The organism is Robertkochia aurantiaca (assembly GCF_020166495.1).
Taxonomy (GTDB): domain Bacteria; phylum Bacteroidota; class Bacteroidia; order Flavobacteriales; family Flavobacteriaceae; genus Robertkochia; species Robertkochia aurantiaca.
The window spans coordinates 181,588-202,795 of record NZ_JAINZS010000002.1; the positions used below are offsets into that span (position 1 = coordinate 181,588).

The 21,208-nt window shown below is 44.7% G+C and carries 22 protein-coding genes and 1 riboswitch; of the genes, 13 read left to right on the top strand and 9 right to left on the bottom strand.

Features of this window, described 5'->3' with window-relative positions:
• The first annotated feature begins 132 nt into the window (after window positions 1–132).
• The 5 genes from rlmH to K7R10_RS03290 all read left to right on the top strand — a co-directional run bounded on the left by rlmH (window position 133) and on the right by K7R10_RS03290 (window position 5,748).
• Window positions 133–606, top strand: coding sequence for a 23S rRNA (pseudouridine(1915)-N(3))-methyltransferase RlmH (gene rlmH, locus K7R10_RS03270; protein ID WP_224483254.1), 474 nt, complete (start codon window positions 133–135; stop codon window positions 604–606).
• A 29-nt stretch (window positions 607–635) separates the two neighbouring features.
• Window positions 636–1,208: a non-canonical purine NTP diphosphatase gene (locus K7R10_RS03275; protein ID WP_224483255.1), complete on the top strand. Its 573-nt coding sequence runs from the start codon at window positions 636–638 to the stop codon at window positions 1,206–1,208.
• A gap of 119 nt (window positions 1,209–1,327) precedes the next feature.
• Window positions 1,328–3,052, top strand: a complete 1,725-nt coding sequence (locus tag K7R10_RS03280; RefSeq protein ID WP_224483256.1) for a DEAD/DEAH box helicase — start codon at window positions 1,328–1,330, stop codon at window positions 3,050–3,052.
• A gap of 210 nt (window positions 3,053–3,262) precedes the next feature.
• On the top strand, window positions 3,263–4,021 hold the full coding sequence (locus K7R10_RS03285; RefSeq protein ID WP_224483257.1) for a carboxypeptidase-like regulatory domain-containing protein: 759 nt from the start codon (window positions 3,263–3,265) through the stop codon (window positions 4,019–4,021).
• Between the two features lie 53 nt (window positions 4,022–4,074).
• Window positions 4,075–5,748, top strand: a complete 1,674-nt coding sequence (locus K7R10_RS03290) for an alpha-amylase family glycosyl hydrolase (RefSeq protein ID WP_224483258.1) — start codon at window positions 4,075–4,077, stop codon at window positions 5,746–5,748.
• Window position 5,749: 1 nt separating this feature from the next.
• Here the strand turns inward: K7R10_RS03290 and K7R10_RS03295 are convergent, their stop codons facing one another.
• Genes K7R10_RS03295 through K7R10_RS03305 form a run of 3 tightly spaced genes read right to left on the bottom strand, consistent with a single transcriptional unit; the run spans window position 5,750 to window position 7,366 of the window.
• Complete coding sequence (locus K7R10_RS03295) at window positions 5,750–6,133, bottom strand: VOC family protein (RefSeq protein ID WP_224483259.1); 384 nt, start codon at window positions 6,131–6,133, stop codon at window positions 5,750–5,752.
• Window positions 6,117–6,656: an SRPBCC family protein gene (locus K7R10_RS03300; protein WP_224483260.1), complete on the bottom strand. Its 540-nt coding sequence runs from the start codon at window positions 6,654–6,656 to the stop codon at window positions 6,117–6,119. Before K7R10_RS03300 ends, K7R10_RS03295 begins: the two co-directional genes overlap by 17 nt.
• 59 nt (window positions 6,657–6,715) lie before the next feature.
• Window positions 6,716–7,366 carry a TrmH family RNA methyltransferase gene (locus K7R10_RS03305; RefSeq protein ID WP_224483261.1) on the bottom strand — a complete coding sequence of 217 codons (651 nt, stop codon included), beginning with the start codon at window positions 7,364–7,366 and terminating at the stop codon, window positions 6,716–6,718.
• Between the two features lie 99 nt (window positions 7,367–7,465).
• Between K7R10_RS03305 and K7R10_RS03310 the strand changes: the two genes are divergently transcribed.
• Window positions 7,466–8,152, top strand: a complete 687-nt coding sequence (locus tag K7R10_RS03310) for an SIR2 family NAD-dependent protein deacylase (RefSeq protein WP_224483262.1) — start codon at window positions 7,466–7,468, stop codon at window positions 8,150–8,152.
• Here the strand turns inward: K7R10_RS03310 and K7R10_RS03315 are convergent.
• Complete coding sequence (locus K7R10_RS03315; RefSeq protein WP_224483263.1) at window positions 8,121–8,594, bottom strand: heme-binding domain-containing protein; 474 nt, start codon at window positions 8,592–8,594, stop codon at window positions 8,121–8,123. The two genes, K7R10_RS03310 and K7R10_RS03315, sit on opposite strands and share 32 nt — an antisense overlap.
• Window positions 8,595–8,644: 50 nt before the next feature.
• Between K7R10_RS03315 and K7R10_RS03320 the strand changes: the two genes are divergently transcribed.
• Window positions 8,645–9,187 (top strand): hypothetical protein, encoded by a 543-nt coding sequence (locus K7R10_RS03320; RefSeq protein WP_224483264.1) that lies wholly within the window; start codon window positions 8,645–8,647, stop codon window positions 9,185–9,187.
• A gap of 76 nt (window positions 9,188–9,263) precedes the next feature.
• Window positions 9,264–10,607: an adenylosuccinate lyase gene (gene purB / locus K7R10_RS03325; protein WP_224483265.1), complete on the top strand. Its 1,344-nt coding sequence runs from the start codon at window positions 9,264–9,266 to the stop codon at window positions 10,605–10,607.
• A gap of 55 nt (window positions 10,608–10,662) precedes the next feature.
• Here purB and K7R10_RS03330 read toward each other — a convergent pair whose 3' ends face one another.
• Genes K7R10_RS03330 through K7R10_RS03345 form a run of 4 tightly spaced genes read right to left on the bottom strand, consistent with a single transcriptional unit; the run spans window position 10,663 to window position 12,768 of the window.
• On the bottom strand, window positions 10,663–11,208 hold the full coding sequence (locus K7R10_RS03330; RefSeq protein WP_224483266.1) for a GFO_1091 family lipoprotein: 546 nt from the start codon (window positions 11,206–11,208) through the stop codon (window positions 10,663–10,665).
• Window positions 11,209–11,267: 59 nt separating this feature from the next.
• Complete coding sequence (locus tag K7R10_RS03335) at window positions 11,268–11,822, bottom strand: GFO_1090 family protein (protein WP_224483267.1); 555 nt, start codon at window positions 11,820–11,822, stop codon at window positions 11,268–11,270.
• Between the two features lie 9 nt (window positions 11,823–11,831).
• Window positions 11,832–12,272, bottom strand: coding sequence for a PG0215 family putative anti-sigma factor (locus K7R10_RS03340; protein WP_224483268.1), 441 nt, complete (start codon window positions 12,270–12,272; stop codon window positions 11,832–11,834).
• Window positions 12,259–12,768 (bottom strand): GFO_1088 family ECF-type sigma factor, encoded by a 510-nt coding sequence (locus K7R10_RS03345; RefSeq protein WP_224483269.1) that lies wholly within the window; start codon window positions 12,766–12,768, stop codon window positions 12,259–12,261. The genes K7R10_RS03340 and K7R10_RS03345 overlap by 14 nt, the downstream gene beginning before the upstream one ends.
• Window positions 12,769–12,919: 151 nt before the next feature.
• Between K7R10_RS03345 and K7R10_RS03350 the strand changes: the two genes are divergently transcribed.
• A complete protein-coding gene (locus K7R10_RS03350) occupies window positions 12,920–14,437 on the top strand; it encodes a GFO_1087 family putative carboxy terminal peptidase (RefSeq protein WP_224483270.1) in 1,518 nt (505 codons plus the stop codon).
• 42 nt (window positions 14,438–14,479) lie between these two features.
• On the top strand, window positions 14,480–15,901 hold the full coding sequence (locus K7R10_RS03355; RefSeq protein ID WP_224483271.1) for a GFO_1087 family putative carboxy terminal peptidase: 1,422 nt from the start codon (window positions 14,480–14,482) through the stop codon (window positions 15,899–15,901).
• 49 nt (window positions 15,902–15,950) lie between these two features.
• Here the strand turns inward: K7R10_RS03355 and K7R10_RS03360 are convergent, their stop codons facing one another.
• A complete protein-coding gene (locus K7R10_RS03360; RefSeq protein WP_224483272.1) occupies window positions 15,951–17,840 on the bottom strand; it encodes a TonB-dependent receptor plug domain-containing protein in 1,890 nt (629 codons plus the stop codon).
• Window positions 17,841–17,910: 70 nt separating this feature from the next.
• Window positions 17,911–18,141: riboswitch (cobalamin riboswitch) on the bottom strand.
• Between the two features lie 86 nt (window positions 18,142–18,227).
• On the opposite strand from K7R10_RS03360, the gene K7R10_RS03365 reads away from it, so the two are divergent.
• From K7R10_RS03365 to K7R10_RS03375, 3 genes are read left to right on the top strand one after another with little or no spacing between them, the layout of a single operon-like run.
• Window positions 18,228–19,376: an ABC transporter substrate-binding protein gene (locus K7R10_RS03365; protein ID WP_224483273.1), complete on the top strand. Its 1,149-nt coding sequence runs from the start codon at window positions 18,228–18,230 to the stop codon at window positions 19,374–19,376.
• Complete coding sequence (locus K7R10_RS03370) at window positions 19,373–20,404, top strand: FecCD family ABC transporter permease (RefSeq protein WP_224483274.1); 1,032 nt, start codon at window positions 19,373–19,375, stop codon at window positions 20,402–20,404. The genes K7R10_RS03365 and K7R10_RS03370 overlap by 4 nt, the downstream gene beginning before the upstream one ends.
• Window positions 20,405–21,199 (top strand): ABC transporter ATP-binding protein, encoded by a 795-nt coding sequence (locus K7R10_RS03375; RefSeq protein WP_224483275.1) that lies wholly within the window; start codon window positions 20,405–20,407, stop codon window positions 21,197–21,199.
• Window positions 21,200–21,208 lie beyond the last annotated feature (9 nt).

Below are 21,208 nucleotides of genomic sequence, written 5' to 3' on the forward strand. Positions count from 1 at the left end.
TTTTTGCTAAGTTAAAAAAAGCTTTTTCCAGTTGGTGCCCTGAGCTGAAAAAATACGGCTTGCACAGGTTTCCGTATCAAATAATTTCCTGCAAAAGAAGAAATAACCACTGACACTTACTACCTTTACCATATGAAGATTAAGCTGGTGACCATCGGAAAAACTGACAGCAAACAACTTTCTCAACTGATCGACCTGTATAAGAAGCGCCTGAGTCATTATATCAGGTTCGAGTTTGAAACGATTCCTGATCTGAAAAACACAAAGAACATGAGCGAAGCTCAGCAAAAAGAGAAAGAAGGGGAGTTACTGATTTCAAGTCTTCAAAAAGCTGACAGGGTCATCCTTCTCGATGAAAAAGGCAAGAGTTTCACTTCGGAAGGATTTGCCGAACAATTGCAGAAAATCATGAACGCCGGCACCAGAGAACTGGCCTTTGTGATTGGTGGGCCCTATGGGTTTTCAGATGCGGTATATGCAAGGGCAGATCAAAAGATCTCCCTGTCTCAGATGACGCTCTCTCACCAGATGGTACGACTCTTTTTCACTGAACAGCTCTACCGGGCATTTACTATTTTAAAGAACGAACCTTATCATCACCGGTAAATTTTACACCAACTAATAGACATAAGCCAATGAAACTGGTATTTGCCACTCACAACCCAAATAAACTCACAGAAGTAAGAGCCCTGCTTCCCAAACATATTGAACTGGTCGGTCTTGATGCGATCGATTGCCACGAAGACATCCCTGAAACTTCAGACACCATCGAAGGAAATGCCATAATAAAGGCTAATTATGTTTCAAAAAAATACGATTTTGACTGTTTTGCCGATGATACCGGACTTGAGGTAGACGCCCTGAACGGAGCGCCGGGGGTTCACTCTGCGAGATATGCAGGTGCAACCAAAGACGACAACGCCAATGTCGCTAAACTTCTTAAGGACCTGAAGGGCGAAACCAACCGCAAGGCACGATTCAAAACTGTTATAGCGCTGAACCTCGAGCGTGAAAAGATCCTTTTTCAGGGAATCGTAAACGGCACCATAGCCGAAGAACCCAGAGGGGATCAGGGTTTTGGCTACGACCCGGTCTTTATTCCCGAAGGCTATTCAAAAACCTTTGCTGAACTCTCGATACTGGAAAAGAACAAGATCAGCCACAGAGCCAATGCCATACGCGAATTGATCGATTACCTGAAGACCTGAGAGTCGTCTCAAAACCTGTAATTTATTAATAATCAACAAAAAAAGTTGTAATATTTACACTTCCCGGCCTGCATTGTTAATTATTAAAACTACCTTTGCCCCCATTTTTAAAATTATATATGTTGACATTTAAAGAATTAGGGCTGGAAGACAGGTTGTTAACCGCCATAACAGATATGGGGTTCACAAAACCTTCAGAGATACAGGAAAAAGCCATTCCCATTCTTCTGGAGAAAGACAAAGACCTGGTCGCACTGGCGCAAACCGGAACCGGTAAAACTGCTGCCTTTGGCTTTCCGCTTCTTCAAAAAATAGACCCTGCCAAAAAGAGCGTGCAGGGACTTATACTTTCCCCTACCCGCGAGCTATGCTTGCAAATCACACAGGAACTCGCTCTTTACGGGGCTCATATGCCTGGTATCAATACCGTTGCAGTTTATGGCGGAGCCAGTATAACCGATCAGGCCAGTAAATTGCGTAAAGGTGCCCAGATAGTGGTTGCCACCCCGGGTCGTATAAAGGATATGATAAGCAGAAGGCTGATCGACATTTCGTCAATCAGGTACTGTATACTCGATGAAGCAGATGAAATGCTGAACATGGGATTCCTTGACGACATCAAAGACATTCTTTCCAATACCCCATCAGAACGCCATACCTGGCTCTTTTCTGCCACCATGCCTAAAGAGGTGGCACAGATTGCCAAACAATTCATGCGCAAACCGGATGAAATCACCGTGGGAAGCAAGAATACGGGTTCTGTGAACGTAAACCACGAATATTACGTGGTATCAGGAAATAACCGATATAAAGCCCTTAAACGTCTGGCCGATGCCAATCCGGAGATCTTTTCGGTAATATTCTGCCGCACCAAGAGAGATACTCAGCGGATTGCTGAAAAACTGATCGAAGACGGATATAACGCAGGGGCCCTTCATGGAGACCTCAGCCAAAACCAGCGTGACATCGTCATGAAATCGTTCAGGAACAGGCAGATTCAAATGCTTGTAGCAACCGATGTGGCTGCCAGAGGGATCGACGTTGATGATATCACTCACGTGATCAATTATCAGTTACCAGACGAAACTGAAACCTATACCCACAGGAGCGGACGTACAGGTCGTGCAGGTAAATCAGGGATCTCTATGGTGATCATCACCAAGAGTGAGATCAGAAAGATCAGATCCATAGAGCGTATCATCAAAAAGGAATTTGAAAGAAAAGACATTCCGGGACCGGAAGAGATCTGTGAAATTCAACTTTACCACCTATCAGATAAGATCAGAAATACCAAAATCGACAAAAACATCGAGCCTTACCTTCCGGCAGTGAATGACGTGCTTGAAGGGATCGACAGGGAGGAACTGATCAGAAAGCTGGTAACTGTGGAATTCAGTCGCTTCGCTTCTTACTACAAAGACACAGATAACCTGAACGCCTCAGGCGATGAGAGGGTTTCTGGCGGAAACGAATCTGTTCGTTACTTCATCAACGTAGGAGCCAGAGATGGTTATGACTGGAAGACCTTGAAAGACTTCCTCAGAGTACAACTCAACTTAGAACGTGATGAGGTTTTCAAGGTAGAGGTAAAAGACAGTTTTTCGTTCTTTTCTTCAGAACCTTCTGTTAAACAACAGATACTTGACACTTTCTCAGAATTTAAACTGGATGGCAGATTCATCAATGTAGAAATTTCTGAACCTACCGGCAGAGGAGGAGGAGGTAAAAAAGGCAAAAAAGGACGTAAGAGCCGTGAGCGCTTTGATGGAAACCAAAAATTCGGCCATAAAGGCAAAAGAGGAAAGCAATCTGCTAAAAATAAGAATAAACGCAAACAGCGTTAATCCACCTTTTAATTCGTTAAGAATTATTTAAAAAAGCAACAAAGAACACGTTGTTGTCTGATAGTTTGCTACATTTAGCCCCATTCCAAATCTTGCCTTGCTGAGAGTTTCGGGTGGGGCTTTTTGGTGTTGATACCTGATATTTATTTTATACCTGTATCAGGTTTCAGTATTTTTACCCAGATCCCATATTTGAAGCAGGGTATTTTTATGAGAGAATTACTTACTATATGTTGTCTTTTTTGGCTGACCATGTCTGTTGCTCAGAACGATGAGGTGCGTGGTAAAGTGGTCAATGCTGAAAATGACTTCCCCCTTTCCAATGTACACGTTGTCAATCTCAATCAGGTAGTGGGAACCATTACTAATGATAAAGGTGAGTTCCTTATAAGCGCCAAACCCAATGACACCCTGTATTTTAGTTTCATTGGTTTCAAATCCATGCAGGTTCGCGTAACCAACGACATGTTAAAATTCCAGAACATCGAAATTGGCATGACCGAGCTGGCATATGCGCTGGAAGAAGTCGTTGTCAGGCCTTTTCAACTCACCGGTTATCTCGATATCGACTCCAAGAACATTCCCATTAACCGGTCTTCGCGATACCGTATTCCCGGTTTAAACCTCGGGTATGAAGCCGGAAGCCGTAACCCCGGAGCCTTCGCAAAAGCGCTGGGATCCATCTTCAATCCGGCCGATATGCTTCATAATATTTTCGGAAAAAGACCTCAGCAAATGAGGAAATTGAGGAAGATGAAACAAGATGATGAGATACGGGAACTACTTGCCTCAAAATTTGACAGGGAGACTTTGATGGCCATGCTGCAGGTAGACAAGACCGAAATAGAAGACATACTCAGAAACTGTAATTATTCCGACAGCTTCATACAAACGGCCAATGATCTGCAAATTCTTGATGCGATCAACGATTGCTATGAAGAGTATAAGGTGCTCAACCGGGAAAATTAACTTTGTCAACCCTGCCTATTTTTCATAGATTTAGACCGTAATAATGCTTAATCATGAGATATCTACTTTTGCTGCTGGCCGGCATGACAGTCTTTTTCGGCTGTAAATCAGAAAAAAAACAAGATCAAATGGCTTCAAAAGAGATCGGATCACTGGAAGAACCACCTTTTGAATGGAAAGCAGCAAATATCTATTTTTTACTTACAGACAGATTCAATAACGGCAATCCGGAGAACGATGTGAATTTCGACCGAACTGAAGAAACAGGAGTTCTCAGAGATTTTAAGGGCGGTGATATCAAAGGAATCACCGAAAAAATAAAGGACGGTTATTTCACTGAACTCGGTGTCAATGCCATTTGGTTCACTCCCGTGGTTGAACAGATTCATGGCGTGGTTGATGAAGGAACCGGTAATACTTATGCTTATCACGGTTACTGGGCAAAAGACTGGACCACCCTCGACCCGAATTTCGGCACCAGGGAAGAACTGGCCGAACTGGTGGAAGAAGCCCATAAAAGAGGTATCAGGGTTTTGCTCGATGTAGTGATCAACCACACGGGACCGGTTACTGCTAAGGATCCTGCCTGGGATGAAGACTGGGTTCGACTTGACCCCACTTGTACATATCAGGACTATGAAAGTACGGTAAGTTGTACATTGGTTGATAACCTTCCCGATATAAAAACCGAAAGCGACGGACCCGTCGATCTGCCTATGCCACTTTTAAAGAAATGGCAGGAAGAAGGGCGTTACGATCAGGAGATCGAAGAGCTGGACCGCTTTTTTGCTGTAAACGGCTACCCTATGGCTCCCCGCTTTTACATCATTAAATGGCTTACTGATTATGTACGTGAATTAGGTGTTGACGGATTCAGAGTAGATACCGCCAAACATACCGAAGCATATGTCTGGCAGGAACTTTACAGGGAAGCATCCATCGCCTTCCAGGAATGGAAGACCAATAACCCTGATAAAGTACTCGATGATAAGGGATTTTACATGGTTGGCGAAGTCTATAATTATGGCATCTCGACCGGGCGAATGTTCAGTTATGGCGACAAGGAGGTTGATTTCTATGATCACGGTTTTGAAAGCCTGATCAACTTTGATTTTAAACACGATGCCACCCGTGGCTATGACACCCTATTCACAAAATACGACAGTCTCCTGCAAAAGGAACTCTATGATAAAAGTGTGCTGAATTATCTCAGTTCCCACGACGATGGCTCTCCTTTTGACAGAAAAAGAAAGAAAACCTATGAGACCGCGACCAAATTATTGTTAAGCCCTGGGGCATCACAGATATATTATGGCGATGAATTAGCCAGACCACTACAGGTAGAGGGGGCTGTTGGCGATGCGAACCTGAGATCATTTATGAACTGGGAAGATCTCGAAAAAGAAGAAACCCGTGCATTACTGGAGCACTGGCAAAAGCTCGGTCAATTCAGAAAAAACCATCCTGCAATCGGTGCCGGCAAGCATACAACCCTGAAAAAGCAACCATTCGTTTTCAGCAGAACCTACGAAACCGATACCTATGCAGATGCGGTCATAGTCGTGCTCATGGCCAAAAAGGCTGTAAAAACGATAGACGTGTCTTCTGTATTCAGTGACGGAACCCTCGTGAAGGATGCCTATTCAGGCATTACAGCTGAAGTAACAGATGGAGAGGTACGTATGGAGACTCCCTTCGAAATCCTGCTTCTGGAAAAAAGCCTTTAAATCACTTTCTGGAATGCAACGCGATTCGGTTGCCCTCAGAATCGATAAATACACCCATAAAACCATGTTCTTCTGAGATCATTGTTTTGGGGTGATATATTTTGCCTCCGGCCTTTTCAACCCGGCTGAGTTCATCGTCAAGATCTACAGAAGAAAAATATATCAACACCCCTTCCTGGCTGGGAATATAAGAATCCTGCTTTATAAGAGTACCCTGAGAACCGGGCTTATCTCCCCTGTCAGGAAACCAGCCCATCAGCAATCCGTTAAAATCGTGAAGGGTGATATCTATCTGAAAAACCTCCTCGTAAAAGTTGCGGGCACGGTTCATGTCCGCTACCGGAATTTCAAACCATCCTACCATATTTCTATTCCCGGGTATCATCTTCCAATATCTTTTTTAATCTGTTCAGTCCTGATTCAAAATCTTTACCCACTGCTTTATCCATGTTCATGAATAACATCATTATGCTCATAGGGAACCTGTTACTTCCCGAAAACCCCCAGATAACCTCTGAGGAGGAAGAATCCAAAGGACGTACCCTGATGTAGGCATCTGAGGTAGAACGAAAGGGCTTATAAAACCTAAGCTGGGTTTCTAACATTTCCCCTTCCCTGATATTGGTGATCTCCTGCTCTCCTTCCCCGACCTCCTTATTGCCTTTCCAGCTGCTCACAGCTCCCACGGTACCGTCGACTCCATTAAACTCTTTAGTCATATCAGGATCTTTTGAACCCCATGGAGACCAATGATCCTGATTTTTTAAATACTTGATATAATTAAAAATGGTATCTGAAGGCCGGTTGATACGAATTCGCCTGTTGACATGATAGCTCTTGGGAGCCAGAAAGGCCAAAATCAGGATCAAACCTACAATACCCACTAGAATGTAGAGTATGGTTGTCATTATTGATCGGTGTTATTGTGCTCTTATAAATTTACAAAAAAAGCGCAAAGGCCTGAATATCAATTTTCAGTAAAGCGTTTTAAAACATCATCGATGCTTCTTATGGATTTCTTCGCCCAATCTATACGCAGCTGATGTTTTTCCTCCTCCTTAAGTTGCCATTCGACCTTTGAAGAACGCAACCTTTGGGTCAACCGCTGAAGAATGATCGCTGCTGAGACTGAGATGTTCAGACTCTCTGTAAACCCGTACATCGGAATGGTCAGAAAGTCATCGGCCTGACTCAGCACCGTTTCACTGAGACCCTTCCTTTCTGTTCCGAAAAAGAAGGCTGACCTGGGAGCTATGTCAAAGCTTTCAAGGTCACACGAGGTCTTGTGAGGTGTTGTGGCTACAATTCGATATCCCTTCTCACGAAGATCCTTCATACACTCCATGGCATTGTCAAACCGGCTAACGTTGACCCATTTTTGTGCCCCCATCGCTATATTCTTATCCAGTTTTCTGCCAAATCGATCTTCGATAACGTGAGCGCTTTGAATACCGAACACATCACAACTCCTGATAACAGCGCTGGTGTTGTGTGCCTGAAAGACATCTTCAATAGCTACGGTGAAATGATAGGTACGATCATTCAGTACCTGTTCAAACTTCGCTCTCCTCTCAGGGGTCATGAATCCTTCCAGATAATTAAGCAGTTCTTCAGACATGTGGGTGTTTTAGTTAAAACTAATTATATTCAGAGAAATAATAAAAACGAAGTCAATTATATCGTTCTGAAAAGGGAACGACAACATAAATTAACTAACATGCGAAAAGTAATCGTATTATCAGGAGCAGGAGTAAGTGCCGAAAGCGGGTTAAAAACATTCAGAGATGCCGGTGGCCTCTGGGAGGGCTATGATGTCATGGAAGTGGCCTCGCCCCAGGGGTGGGATAATAATATGGAGCTCGTTCTCGATTTTTATAATCAACGCAGAAGACAACTCCTAAAAGCCAAACCCAACCGGGCTCATCTGGCGCTGGCAAAGCTTGAAAAGCACAGGGATGTAACGATCATCACCCAGAATATTGACGACCTGCATGAAAGAGCGGGCAGCTCAGAGGTCATTCATCTGCACGGGGAACTGCTCAAGGCGCGAAGCACCTTCGACCATGATCTCGTCTATGACTGGAGAGGAGATTTGAATCCTGGTGATCTTTGTGAACACAATCACCAGCTCAGGCCACATGTGGTGTGGTTTGGAGAAGCCGTACCCATGATGGAGACGGCCATAGAAAAAGTGCAGAAGGCCGACGACATCATCATCGTTGGAACATCCATGCAGGTATACCCGGCTGCCGGTCTGGTAAACTACCGACAGCCCGGAACACCCGTTTATTTTATAGATCCCAATCCTTCGCTGAGGGAATCACACCTCCCAAACCTGAATATTATCAGGCAATCGGCTACAATAGGTGTACCTATTGCGGTTGAGCGGCTAATTCGTAGCTAGTTCTGGCACCTTTCGCCCAATTGACAAGGGTTTCGACCTGTTCAGGGGTGAGCCTGGCATCTCCATGTATCCAGGTATAGGAGTCAAGAGGCATCTCTCCTTCTTCAACCTCTTCAGCGATCTCTTCCATCTTATGAGCTTTTCGCTCGTTATCATATTGTTCCCAGATCGAAAAGTTCAGATGTTCCTTTCCTTCCTCTATATGATCATTAAGCCAGAAAGAAACCGGGGCTATATTGCTGTACCAGGGATAGTCGGTATTATTTGAATGACAGTCATAGCATGATGATCTGAGAATGGCTTCGACTTCAGGGGCCGGCTTCGTTGAAACGATCAGATCGTTTTGAGTGATATCTGTTGAAATATTCTTCTCAGGTCTGATAAACTGAATGATTATAAACACACCTAGTAAGATCCAGAGACTAATTTTTACGATTCGCATAAGGCTTTTATTAAATTTAAACCTCAAAAGTAAAAAATAATCGAACCGCAATGTCTGATCTCGAAAAAAAAGTTCTGGGGGTTTCAGCCCACAGAGATAGCAGGGAAAAACTGGCAAAGGAGATTCTGGATAATGAAAGGAACCTGAAACGTCTTTTTGAACTTGCTCTGTTGCCTGATACGGCCAGGAAGTCATTGTGGATTTTAGAAATGATAGGCAGGACTGCTCCTCTTCAGCTCATAAAATATGAGGAGCAATTAAAGGCTGTATTTAAAGAAAAATCCCCGATGCAGGCCAAACGTTCGCTGGCCAAAATTGCTGAGATGATCACCTTGAGCTCTTCCCCCCCGCTATCTGAAAATCTGAAAAATATACTCATCGAATTCTGTTTCGATATCCTGATATACAATGCAACCCCGGCTGAAAAGGTCTTTGCAATGACTGCCTTAGCCAATCTCTCCGAGAAGGAAGCCTGGATCAAAAATGAATTACGGGCTATTATCGATAGAGATTATGCCTCAGAAAGTCCCGCTTTCAGGGCCAGGGCACGTATCTTACAGAAAAAATGGGATAAAAGTGAGGCAGGCAGGTAATTTTAGGCTGAAAAAAACGAATTGTAGTGACGTATTTGAACAAGAGGCTTAAATTTGTGTTTTCAAAATAAAAACAATGGAATTATCTCCACTCAATGCCATCTCACCCATCGATGGCAGGTATCGAAACAAGGTAGAAAATCTGGCCCGTTTTTTTTCAGAAGAAGCATTGATCCGCTACAGGGTTCTCGTCGAGATCGAATACTTTATCGCTCTTTGCGAAACACCTCTTCCTCAACTCAGGGAGTTCGATCATGCACTTTTTAAAAGCCTTAGAGCGATCTATGAAAATTTCACCCCGGTAGATGCGCAAAGTATCAAAGAGATCGAGCGTACCACCAATCACGATGTGAAGGCCGTTGAGTATTTCATCAAAGAACAGTTCGACGCTCTGAACCTCCAGCAATACAAAGAGTTCATTCATTTCGGACTGACCTCACAGGATATCAATAACACAGCTATTCCCCTATCCATCAAACAAGCGGTGGAACAGGAATACATCCCTCAGCTCAACCAGGTGATCGAAAAGCTGGAAACCCTTTCCAGGGAGTGGGCTATGGTACCTATGCTTGCCCGTACTCACGGACAACCGGCCTCTCCCACCCGCTTGGGAAAAGAGATCGAGGTATTCGTGGTTCGTTTGCGAACCCAGGCTTCATGGCTGACTCAAATACCCTATGCAGCTAAATTCGGTGGGGCAACCGGAAATTTCAACGCACATAAAGTGGCCTATCCCGGGATCGACTGGAAAGAATTCGGAACCTCGTTCGTAGAGAATAAACTCGGACTCCACCATTCATTTCCCACGACACAAATCGAACATTACGATCAAATGGCTGCTCTTTTTGATACTATGAAACGTATCAATACCATACTTATCGATCTGGACAGGGATATCTGGACCTATATTTCCATGGACTACTTCAAGCAAAGGATCAAAAAAGGTGAAGTAGGTTCATCGGCTATGCCACATAAAGTCAATCCTATTGATTTTGAGAATTCAGAGGGTAACCTGGGTATCGCCAACGCGATCCTGGAACACCTGGCCGCAAAATTACCGGTCTCTCGTTTACAAAGGGATCTGACCGACAGCACAGTGCTCAGAAACGTTGGTGTTCCTTTTGCTCATGCCTCGATCGGTTTCCAGGCAACTCTTAAAGGCCTTGGGAAGCTATTGCTTAACGCCGATCGTTTTGAGAGTGACCTCGAAAATAACTGGGCAGTAGTGGCTGAAGCGATACAAACCATTTTGAGACGGGAGGGATATCCAAATCCTTATGAGGCCCTGAAAGGTCTGACTCGTACCAATTCACGTATCAATAAAGAAACCATAGCCGAATTCATCGACACCCTGGAGGTGAATGAAGATATCAGAAGAGAGCTTAAACAGATCTCCCCTTCCAATTATACGGGGATCTGATAAAAAAAGCGCCGGGATTACCCGGCGCTTTTTTTTTATGCTAATCGGTGCTGGTTTAATTCTTGTCAAAGAAGTTCTTTAACTGTCCCAGTCCTTCACCATTTATATTCCCCTTTTGTACGACTTCCATAAGCTTCATCATATTTGCAGGTTTCATGTCGTCACCTAATACGCGTACCAAGGCAAAGCCAAGGGTGTCGTTGCTTCCGAATATGATCACCTCATCAACCGCATCATCACTACCGATGTATTTGACCACACCACTGTTGCCATTGGCATTGATGCGCATTAACTCCTGGTAGTCTGTTCCGCTTAGAATATCGTAGACCTTCGACTTCTCTGCTTCAAAATCAACGGTGTTATCAGGGTTGGTCTTGTAAGCCAGAATATTTAGTTTATGAACCGATTCGTAAGCCTCACGTTGCTCTGGTGAAAGCTCCACTTCTTCTATTTTCAGAATACTGGCCGGGATGTCAAGACTTAGAAAATCGGAACGTTCCTGACTCTGAACATAGTATTCCTGTAGCGAAGTCCCGCTGTCACAAGAGATCATTCCGGCGATCAGCATCATGGTTACAGATATTTTTGTAAGTAGTTTCATTGTTTTGATTTTTTATAAATGAACAAGAGGAAGCTGCCTGACAGCCCCTCCTGTTTGAATTAATTTTTCTCCTGACCGGCTTTTCCTAACTGATCTCCTCCGGGAAGATCCATCTTATTGGTCAGACTTGCGATCTTTCTCAGGTCGATATCTCCGGTAAGCGAAAGCAGTACCGATTCGATCATCTTACCATTCATTTTGACATCCGGGCTTCCGATATCGGTGACGTGCATCAGCAATTCTTTCACGTGATTCTCATCTCTTCCTTCCTTCACGTAGAACCGAACGTTCGAATCTCCGTCTCTCACCCTCATCAGCTCTTCAAAAGATGAGCTGTTCAGATGTTTTACCACCCAGTTTTCCATATCGGCAGCGATCTCCTTATTCTCGGTGGTCATCACCTTAAAGCTGGTAATGTTGTTGACCAGTTCAAAGAACTCCTGTGCTTCAGGATCTTCGGTACTGACGCTCATCTTACCCAGCATCTGGAACATCTTGGGCTGCATGGCCACATAAGTGACCTGGGCATCATTTTCATATTTGTCGAAGATCGACTGGCCGAAACCGGCTAACGGTAGGATCGCTACAATGGCAGCTAGTATTAACTTTTTCATGATTTCTATTTATTTCTCGTTTGTTAAAAATTTATTTGTGTTCTTTTCAAATTCTGTCAGATAACTCAACCCGTCAGTACCTTTGCTGAAGTTCTTGGAGAACATCGACAAAGCCAGTTGAGCCGAGCGAATTTCCTCCTGCGTATACTGCTCTTCAAGAGAAGGGGAAGACTGCTGATCGAAAAAGATTCCCATCGTAACGGCAACAGCTGCTGCCACCGATATCCATTTAAGATATCCCCTGCTTGTTGCAGGCTTCAACGGAATCTCCTTGCTGTAAGTCTCCTCCTGTGCTACTGAAAAGTAGTTGAACAGAGGGCGGTATTCCTCCAGGTGGGGGGCTACCTCATCGCCAGAGAAGTAAGCTTTCAACTCTTCCTCTTCCCTGATACTGGTGGCTGCTTCGAAATACTTTTCCAGCAGCGTTTCTATATGTTTAACTAATTCCATAGTTGTGTTTTTTTAATAGTTCTTCTCTTACTGCCTTTCTGGCTCTCGACAGGGTAACCCTGATTGCTGTTGGCTTCATGTCGAGCATTTTTTCGATCTCATCGTATTCATACTGTTCGATGTCCCGAAGTTGTAACACCAGGCGTTGTTGCTCCGGCAGGTTTTCCATAATCCTCTCCATCCAGCTGACCGAATCTTTAACTTCGATACTTTTCTGAAGAGAGGTGTTCTCGTCCTTATAATTACTGTGTACCAATTTTAAATTATTGGCCTGTTTCGATTTCAGACGGTCCAGGCAGTAATTTTTTGTCATTGTCATCGCAAAAGCCTCTACATTGTTATAAGAAGACATTTTAGCGTTGTTGGTCCACAGCTTCATAATTATTTCCTGGGTGGCGTCTTCGGCTTCCTCCCGGGAGACCAGCAATCTTTTGGCCAACCGGTAGAGCTTATCCTTGAAGGGCAACACAGTGTTTAAAAATTCAGACTGATTCATTTGATTTCTTTGGTTCTTTGGTCTCTCTTAAGACCCTCTTCTACAAGGAAGACGAGCCAGTATCAATTTTGTTACAATTAATTTTAATTTATTGCATATGTAAGTTATCTTGCTGATTTAACACTAAATGATAATAGGAATCAAAACACCCATGAAAGATTTAAGAAAATTTATGGGGATCTTACTCATCCCCCTCTTCTTTATTGCATGCAGTAAGGACGACAATATCGATACCGAAATCGAGCAAACTCCTGATGAAGAAGTTACACTTGAAAATGAAGCAAATGAATTTACCTGGGACGCCCTGAACTTTTGGTATTTCTGGCAGGGCGAAGTAGCGAACTTGGCAGATAGCAGGAACGATAACCAAGAAGCTTTTTATCAATTTCTAAATAATTATATCGATCCTATAGACCTTTTCAACAGAGCATTAAGGTTTCCCGAAGACAGGTTTACCTTTATTACAGATGATTACACAGAACTGGTACAATCCCAGCAGGGTGTTGCCAAAACCAACGGGCTCGAGTACGGGCTCGCACGTTTTGTAGACAATAATGATGTATACGGGTATGTCAGATATATCATAGAAGGAAGTGATGCGGCGACCAAAGACATTCAGCGGGGCGACGTGTTTCTGACCGTCGACGGAACTCAGCTTACAGTTGATAATTTCGAGGACCTGCTTTTCGGTGAAAACAACACTTATACCCTGGGGCTTGCTGATGTGAACGGAAACGACCTGGGTATTACCGGCGTTCCAAGAAGTGCTATACAGCTTAACGGACAAGAAGTGACCCTCACCCAGGAAGAAAACATCACAGAGAACCCAATACATGTAAGCAAAGTACTTGATGTGGAAGGAATGAAAATCGGATACCTTATGTATAACCGGTTCACAAGAACATTTGATGCAGAACTGAATGATGTTTTCGGCGAGTTTCTGGCTGCCGGAGTGACTGACCTGGTGCTGGATCTTCGCTATAATCCCGGCGGATCAGTAAACAGTGCCGTTCTGCTTTCCAGCATGATTCACAGCACCGATACCCAGAAACTATTTATCCGCCAGCGCTGGAATGAAAAAGTTCAGGCGCAGCTTTCAGATGCACAGCTTGAAGAGTATTTTGCCGATGTGATAGACGATCAGGGTACCCCGGTGAATACCCTGGAATTGAATCGCGTCTACGTACTTACCACCGGCAGTTCGGCTTCTGCCAGTGAACTGGTCATAAACGGACTCGATCCATATATGACCGTAGAACAGATCGGAGGTCTGACCAGAGGGAAAAATGAATTTTCGATCACCCTGGTCGATAATCCTGATAATTTCTGGATCTATAATCCCGATACGGCAGACCAGATCAATCCGGATAATTCCTGGGGGTTACAGCCACTAACCGGACGAAATGAAAATTCAGCAGGGTTCTTCGATTACACCAACGGGCTACAGCCTGAATATGAACTCTCTGAAGATGTAAGCAATCTTGGGGTGCTCGGCGATCCTTCAGAACCCTTCCTGGCAAGGGCACTGGAACTCATTACAGGGGTGTCTGCCAAACCGGGTGTTTTGAAAGAAATAACATTACCGGTAGATATCATTTCAAGCTCCTCCATGGCCAGGCCTATGAAAGACAATATGTACCTGGAAAAAGTAACCTTTAAAAAAGAATAAAACCTATCAGGCTGTTCGTTTCGGGCAGCCTTCTTTTATAGTATGTATCCAAAAACCTTTCTTCCCAAATTATTCTACCTCCTTGTTTTTTTCACCCTTTTCGCCTGTACAGACGAAGATGACAATATTATAGTTCCTGATCCGGCTCTGGAAGTTGAAGATTTCATCTGGAAGGGAATGAATTATTATTACTTCTGGCAACAGGATGTGGCCGAACTGGCCGACAACCGATTTGAAAACCAGGCCACATATGAATCTTTTCTGGAGAGTTTCGCAGATCCGCGTGAGTTGTTTGACAGATTGCTTTTCACCGAAGACCGCTTTAGCTTTATAACAGACGATTACCAGGCTTTACAGGAAAGTTTCAGGGGAAATTCAGATTCGAACGGAATGGAATTCGGCCTGGTCAGGCGTTCGGGCACCGATCAGGTGTTTGGCTATGTAAGGTACATCATCCCCGGTTCAAATGCGGCTGCAACCAGCCTCAAAAGGGGTGACCTGTTTACCGCAGTTGACGGCACCGATCTCACTATCGACAATTATCTACCATTACTGTTTGGTGATAATGCAGATTATACCATCAGCCTGGCAAACTTTGAAGGTGATAACCTTGTCAAAACAGGAGAAACCATCGGTCTTACCAAAATGCCGCTTTCCGAGAATCCGGTTTTCATTGCAAAGACCCTCGAACTCGAAGGTCAAAAGATCGGCTATCTGATGTATAACGGTTTTATTGCGAATTTCGAAGCTGAGCTTAATACCGCATTCGGCACATTCAAGGCAGACGGAATCAGTGATCTGATACTGGATCTGCGCTATAATCCGGGTGGCTCGGTTAATACTTCGACCCGTCTTGCCAGTCTTGTAACCGGACAATTCAGCGGGCAACTCTTTGCCAAGTTACGCTATAATAACAAGATAGAAGACCGGTTGAGCAACAGTCAGACCGAATATCGTTTCGGGAACTCAGTTGGAGGGGAAGAAGCGAACAGCCTTAATCTTGATCGCGTATATGTGATCACCACTTCGGGAACGGCCTCTGCCAGCGAACTTGTGATCAACGGGCTCAAGCCCTATATCAATGTAATTCAGGTGGGAACCCCTACCCGCGGAAAGAACGAAGCCTCTGTTACGGTATATGATTCGCCCTCGTTCCGCTATAATGACCCGGGTCTGAATCCCAATCACACCTGGGCGATACAACCCATAATTTCCAAAACCGAAAATGCAGCAGGTTTCGGTGATTATGCCGATGGGTTGCAACCCGATATTTCTCAATCGGAAGACCTGAGAAACCTGGGGACACTGGGTGAACCTGATGAACCTTTATTGGCAAGAACCCTTATGTCAATAACAGGGGCTTCCCAGAAATTTATCGGTACCGATCATCAGTCATTCGAACTGCTTGGAGAAAGTAAAAGAAATACCGCCTGGTACCAGCGTATGCTGCTTTCCGAATTATAAAAAGAAAGAGGAGTGTCTCTTAACACCCCTCTTTCCCATGGTCGGTATCTTACAGGTTGAGTGAAAAACCCAATCTTATATTTCTGCCTCTGGTCTCATAACCTACCAATTCGAAATATTCCTCATCGAAAAGGTTTTCAAGCTGTACATTGGCACTTAAGTGATCATTGATTCGATAAGAACCTCCTATGCCTACCAGGGAAAATGCTTCCAGGGTTACATTTTCAAAGGTTTCAAAATCGGTATCTGTTCGTGCTCCGGTAAATTGGTACCCTAAGCGTATATTTCCCTTTTTTGATGCAAAGGCATAGTTGAGAAAAACATTTGCCTTGTGCTTTGGAATTCTCAGCGCCAGCCTGTCGGGGTTTTCTGTGAAGGTATAATTCGCGTCCAGTCGTACAGCAGAGAGCGGATTCCAGTTCATTTCCACTTCCACCCCTCTCACATTAAAATCTTCCTCTACGTTGACAAAACCTCCTTCAAAGGTATCAAAGTCAAAAACCTGATAGTTGATAAAATTCTCCTCAAGCCTGTGAAAATAAACACTGCTAAAACGGAAGCTTCCCCTCAGGAGTTCTGCACCCGCCTCGAAGGTGGTGTTCTCTTCGGGTTGTAAATCTGGATTCGCTCCGAAGGGTCCAAAAAGCTGGGTCAGGCTGGGAGCTATATAAGAGGTGCTGTAGGAGCTCAGGAACTTCAAATAGCCGCCTTCCGGCATTGAGATCCTGTAAGAAGGATTCAGGTTATATGTAAGCGTAGATCCGTATTCGCTGTGATTATTCAGTCGTGCTCCCGAGTTAAGATTTAATCCGAAAGAAGAAAGCCATACCAGGTTCAGGTAAGGATCGGTAATTGAGAAGGAGGTATCATCGCTGAATACCGCTTTCGAATTGATATGATTCACACCGGCGATGGTATAGAATGAATCGCTCCATTCGTGCTTTTGAAATAGATCCAGCACCAGGTTTCTGCCGTAGTATTCAGCCGGAAAATCGGAGGTGAGCTCCCTGGAGATCTCGTTAAAACCCAGGTTCAGTTTTACCGAACCCTGATCGTAACGGTATTCGGGACTGATCATCAGTCGGTTTTGAGTACTTTCCGATAAGAAATCGGCATCTTCGCGGGGAACGCTGCGGTCAAATCCTGCCTCAAAGTGATCGTGACTCCCAGTACCACTGAGGCTAAAGTGATCGCTGAAACGGTATGAAATTCTGAAGTTCGAATTGTAACGATTAAAGACATCACTCTCCTCCCCGGCAACCGCAGAAAGGCCATCTGTGTACTGCTGGCTGAAACCGGCCACAGCCCTTAACCTTCCGGTACTCCCGGTTAAGATAACCGAATTGCGAAAATCATCCACCCCGTATTCCTTGTCTCCTGAAGCCTTGTTAGTACCCATAGAACTATTGAGCTGCAGGCTCATTCCCTCTTTACCGGCTTTGCGGGTGGTAATATTGATTACAGCTGCTGCTGCGGCATTTCCATAGAGCGTACTGGCGGCTCCTTTTATGATCTCCATATTCTCGATCATATTTACATCGAGTAAACGAAGATCAAAATCATTGGCAATCTGAGAGGGATCAGTCATTTGGATCCCGTCTATCATTACCAGCACCTGCCGGTTATTCCCCCCCCTGATGAAATACGAGAGGTTTTGTCCGGCATTACTTCTAACTCCGTTGATCTCGATACCGCTCTGGGTATTGATCACCTGGGCAACAGATTGCCCTGCCATAGATTCCAGCTCGTTTCTGGAGATCCGAATCACTGTTTTACCCGAGTTCTCGCGTTTGATGGGAAAGCGGGTATCGCTCACCACGACCTCTTCCAATCTGGTAATGGTATCGTTCTTTTGATTTCCAGGATCAGAATCCTGGGCTTGTAGGTTTACGCCCATAGTAAGCGCTAAAGCTAAAACACTTAGTGTTTTATCGATCATAATTAAGGTTGTTTAAAAAGGGAGAAAAGCATGAGTGTACCCATACGCAAACCTTTATCCCGAAAGTTTGACATCAAGTGAAAATCGGGCAGGTCTCCTGGCTTGTATCACGACCTGTCACCTTCCCGTTGATAAATCAACAGTGGCATTGCAGAAACAGGTGTGTATCGGTATTACCGACTAAACTTACAGTTGCGGGAACAGCTCCGGAATTTTGTCCTGTTAACAGACAGGCACCGGATTCCCTTTTAATTCCATCCTGCGGCAAGGCAGAACAGAAACCTTATTTTCGGGCTCGAAATTAATCAAAAAGAATAAGTTTTCGTTTAAAAGCCGAAATAATCTTAATTTTAGCCCGGAATCAAAGTAGCTAAGCCACATCAAAGCATGATCAGAAAGTTCTTCCCTGTATTGTTCCTTTTCATAATATCATGTAAGGAAAAACCTGCTGTAAACGCCCCCCAGGCGGAAAATCCCACGGCTGCTTTAAAATCAAACATGTTCGCTGAAGGCTTTGAAATTATTGAGGCAGCTCCGGGATTGACAGAGATCAGGGTATACACACCCTGGCAGGGTGCTGAAAAAACACTTTCCTATGCGGTGGCCGATAGCTCATACGACAAACCCATAAACCAAAAGGCCTACGACGCGGTTTTAAGACTCCCTCTTTCAAAAATTATTCTGACCTCAACCACTCATATTCCGGCCCTGGAGGCACTTGATGAATTAAACAAAGTGGTCGCCTTCCCTGGTACCCGGTATATATCTTCAGAAAAGGCCCGAATAATGATAGAAGATGGACGTATAGCCGACATCGGTGCCAACGAATCTATGAACACCGAGGCTGTGATAGACCTGTCTCCCGATGTAATTATCGGGTTTGCCATAGACGGAAACAATCGAACCTATACCAATCTTGAAAAAATAGGCATCCCGGTCATGTATAATGGTGATTGGGTGGAAAAACACCCTCTGGGAAAAACAGAGTGGATAAAGGTTTTTGGCGTGTTGCTGGATAAACAGGAAAAGGCAGACAGTATTTTTAAACAGGTCGCCGGAGAATACAAACGTGTGGCCAAACTGGCTTCAGCAGTAAAACAAAGTCCGCAGGTAATCAGCGGCGCCATGTTTAAAGATATCTGGTATCTCCCTGCAGGGAACAGCTGGGCAGCCACCTTATTTGCCGACGCGAATGCCGACTACATCTGGAAAGATGCCGAAGGGAGCGGGAGTCTTGCGCTGAGCCTTGAAAGTGTGCTCGAAAAGGGACGGGAGGCCGATTACTGGATCGGAACAGCACAATTTACATCTTATGAAGAGATGAAAGACGCCAACGAACACTATGCCCGATTTGAGGCCTTTCGCGATCAAAAGGTATACAGTTCAAGTCTCACTACTGGAGAAACGGGAGGAGTTATCTTCTATGAATTGGGACCTCATCGTCCTGATATGGTTTTGAAGGACCTGGTAAGTATACTGCATCCCGAATTGCTGCCCGGACATAGCCCGTATTTTTTCAAACCCCTTGAAGATTGAAGCCCTTTCGCAAATATCGTTTCACTTTCACCGGCATCGGACTGCTGTTTATACTGATCTTTTTGGTGAATCTTTCTCTGGGATCGGTTCACATACCCCTACCAGCTTTTTTCGATATCTTTCTGGGAAGCGGTTCAGATAACGAATCATGGAATTACATCGTACTGAATTATCGTCTCCCCAAGGCCATCACAGCGGTGTTGGTGGGTGCATGTCTTTCGATAAGCGGGTTATTGATGCAAACTTTTTTCAGAAATCCGCTGGCCGGCCCGTTTGTACTGGGAATAAGTTCGGGAGCCAGCCTGGGGGTGGCGTTGATCATAATGGGCGGTGGATTACTTTCAGGTGTGGCAGGGTCGATCTTAACCGATGATATCACAATTGCCCTGGCTGCCAGCGCAGGAAGCCTGCTGGTGCTTTCCGCCGTACTCCTGGTGGCTTTTCGCGTTCGTGACACCATGGCTCTGTTGATCATCGGACTGATGTTCAGCAGCCTGACCTCGGCGGTAGTGGGGATACTCGCATACTTTACGAGAATGGAGAAACTTCAGCAATATATATTCTGGTCATACGGAAGCCTGGGAGACCTGTCATGGTCACAGTTACTGTTCTTCTCAATCTTCACCCTCCTGGGAACATTCTTTGCCATAATTGTCATCAAACAACTAAATGCCCTCTTGCTGGGCGAAAATTATGCCCGGAGCATGGGAGTCAATGTCAAAAGATCCCGATTTCAGATCATCCTTGCTGCCAGTATTCTCACCGGTGCTGCGACAGCCTATGCGGGACCTATAGCATTTGTAGGGTTGGCCGTTCCTCATCTCACCAGACAATTATTCAATACCTCAAATCACAAAATACTGCTGCCGGCTGTCATGCTGTTTGGCGGAATGCTCATGCTCATATGTGACAGTATTGCCCAGTGGCCGTTTTCTGAGGTGGCGCTGCCCATCAATGCTATCACCTCGATCGTAGGGGCACCGGTAGTAATCTGGCTGCTGGTTCGTAAACGCAAAATGATCTTTTAAATGATGGAGGAGAAATATCATAGCATTTTAAGCAGTAAAGATCTGGTGATCGGTTACCACAAAGACAAGGAAGATTTCCTGGTCAGCCGCGTGACAGACCTGAATATCATGAAAGGAGAACTGGTGGGGGTAGTCGGAGCTAATGGAGCCGGGAAATCGACGCTGCTCAGGAGCATCTCAGGAATTCAGCCCTTTCTCAAGGGAACTATTTCACTCAATAACAAACCCGTAAAGCAATACAGCGCTATTGAACTGGCCCGTGAACTCAGCGTAGTGGTTACAGAGCAGCCGATGGCCAAAAATCTTACAGCCATCGAACTGATAGCCCTGGGACGGCAACCATATACAGACTGGATCGGAAATCTAAGCCAGAATGACCGCGAACACCTCAACCAGGTGATCAGGCAACTTGACCTGGAGCCCCTGAAGAATAAGGCCTGTTATGAAATGAGCGACGGCCAATTACAAAAAGTGCTTATTGCAAGAGCCCTTGCTCAGGATACTTCTACCATCATTTTGGATGAACCCACCACGCATCTTGACATCTACCACAAAACCTATATACTCAAATTGCTGAAAAAGATCGCTCATGAGCACGGGAAGGCAGTAATATTCTCTACCCATGAGATCGACCTGGCCATACAGCTTTGTGATAAAATGTTGATCATGAACAATAAGGAGACTTATTACGACGAACCATGCCGCCTGATAGAGAAGGGCCTTTTTTCCAGGTTATTCCCGGCTGATCTCATTTACTTCGACAAGAAATCAGGCACTTTCAGGGTTAGAAAATAAGTGCTCTGA

What these genes read in the sequence shown, in the direction of transcription:
- rlmH (WP_224483254.1), top strand. Translation starts at nt 133, where the DNA reads ATGAAGATTAAGCTGGTGACCATCGGAAAAACTGACAGCAAACAACTT.
- K7R10_RS03275 (WP_224483255.1), top strand. Translation starts at nt 636, where the DNA reads ATGAAACTGGTATTTGCCACTCACAACCCAAATAAACTCACAGAAGTA.
- K7R10_RS03280 (WP_224483256.1), top strand. Translation starts at nt 1,328, where the DNA reads ATGTTGACATTTAAAGAATTAGGGCTGGAAGACAGGTTGTTAACCGCC.
- K7R10_RS03285 (WP_224483257.1), top strand. Translation starts at nt 3,263, where the DNA reads ATGAGAGAATTACTTACTATATGTTGTCTTTTTTGGCTGACCATGTCT.
- K7R10_RS03290 (WP_224483258.1), top strand. Translation starts at nt 4,075, where the DNA reads ATGAGATATCTACTTTTGCTGCTGGCCGGCATGACAGTCTTTTTCGGC.
- K7R10_RS03295 (WP_224483259.1), bottom strand. Translation starts at nt 6,133, where the DNA reads ATGATACCCGGGAATAGAAATATGGTAGGATGGTTTGAAATTCCGGTA.
- K7R10_RS03300 (WP_224483260.1), bottom strand. Translation starts at nt 6,656, where the DNA reads ATGACAACCATACTCTACATTCTAGTGGGTATTGTAGGTTTGATCCTG.
- K7R10_RS03305 (WP_224483261.1), bottom strand. Translation starts at nt 7,366, where the DNA reads ATGTCTGAAGAACTGCTTAATTATCTGGAAGGATTCATGACCCCTGAG.
- K7R10_RS03310 (WP_224483262.1), top strand. Translation starts at nt 7,466, where the DNA reads ATGCGAAAAGTAATCGTATTATCAGGAGCAGGAGTAAGTGCCGAAAGC.
- K7R10_RS03315 (WP_224483263.1), bottom strand. Translation starts at nt 8,594, where the DNA reads ATGCGAATCGTAAAAATTAGTCTCTGGATCTTACTAGGTGTGTTTATA.
- K7R10_RS03320 (WP_224483264.1), top strand. Translation starts at nt 8,645, where the DNA reads ATGTCTGATCTCGAAAAAAAAGTTCTGGGGGTTTCAGCCCACAGAGAT.
- purB (WP_224483265.1), top strand. Translation starts at nt 9,264, where the DNA reads ATGGAATTATCTCCACTCAATGCCATCTCACCCATCGATGGCAGGTAT.
- K7R10_RS03330 (WP_224483266.1), bottom strand. Translation starts at nt 11,208, where the DNA reads ATGAAACTACTTACAAAAATATCTGTAACCATGATGCTGATCGCCGGA.
- K7R10_RS03335 (WP_224483267.1), bottom strand. Translation starts at nt 11,822, where the DNA reads ATGAAAAAGTTAATACTAGCTGCCATTGTAGCGATCCTACCGTTAGCC.
- K7R10_RS03340 (WP_224483268.1), bottom strand. Translation starts at nt 12,272, where the DNA reads ATGGAATTAGTTAAACATATAGAAACGCTGCTGGAAAAGTATTTCGAA.
- K7R10_RS03345 (WP_224483269.1), bottom strand. Translation starts at nt 12,768, where the DNA reads ATGAATCAGTCTGAATTTTTAAACACTGTGTTGCCCTTCAAGGATAAG.
- K7R10_RS03350 (WP_224483270.1), top strand. Translation starts at nt 12,920, where the DNA reads ATGAAAGATTTAAGAAAATTTATGGGGATCTTACTCATCCCCCTCTTC.
- K7R10_RS03355 (WP_224483271.1), top strand. Translation starts at nt 14,480, where the DNA reads ATGTATCCAAAAACCTTTCTTCCCAAATTATTCTACCTCCTTGTTTTT.
- K7R10_RS03360 (WP_224483272.1), bottom strand. Translation starts at nt 17,840, where the DNA reads ATGATCGATAAAACACTAAGTGTTTTAGCTTTAGCGCTTACTATGGGC.
- K7R10_RS03365 (WP_224483273.1), top strand. Translation starts at nt 18,228, where the DNA reads ATGATCAGAAAGTTCTTCCCTGTATTGTTCCTTTTCATAATATCATGT.
- K7R10_RS03375 (WP_224483275.1), top strand. Translation starts at nt 20,405, where the DNA reads ATGATGGAGGAGAAATATCATAGCATTTTAAGCAGTAAAGATCTGGTG.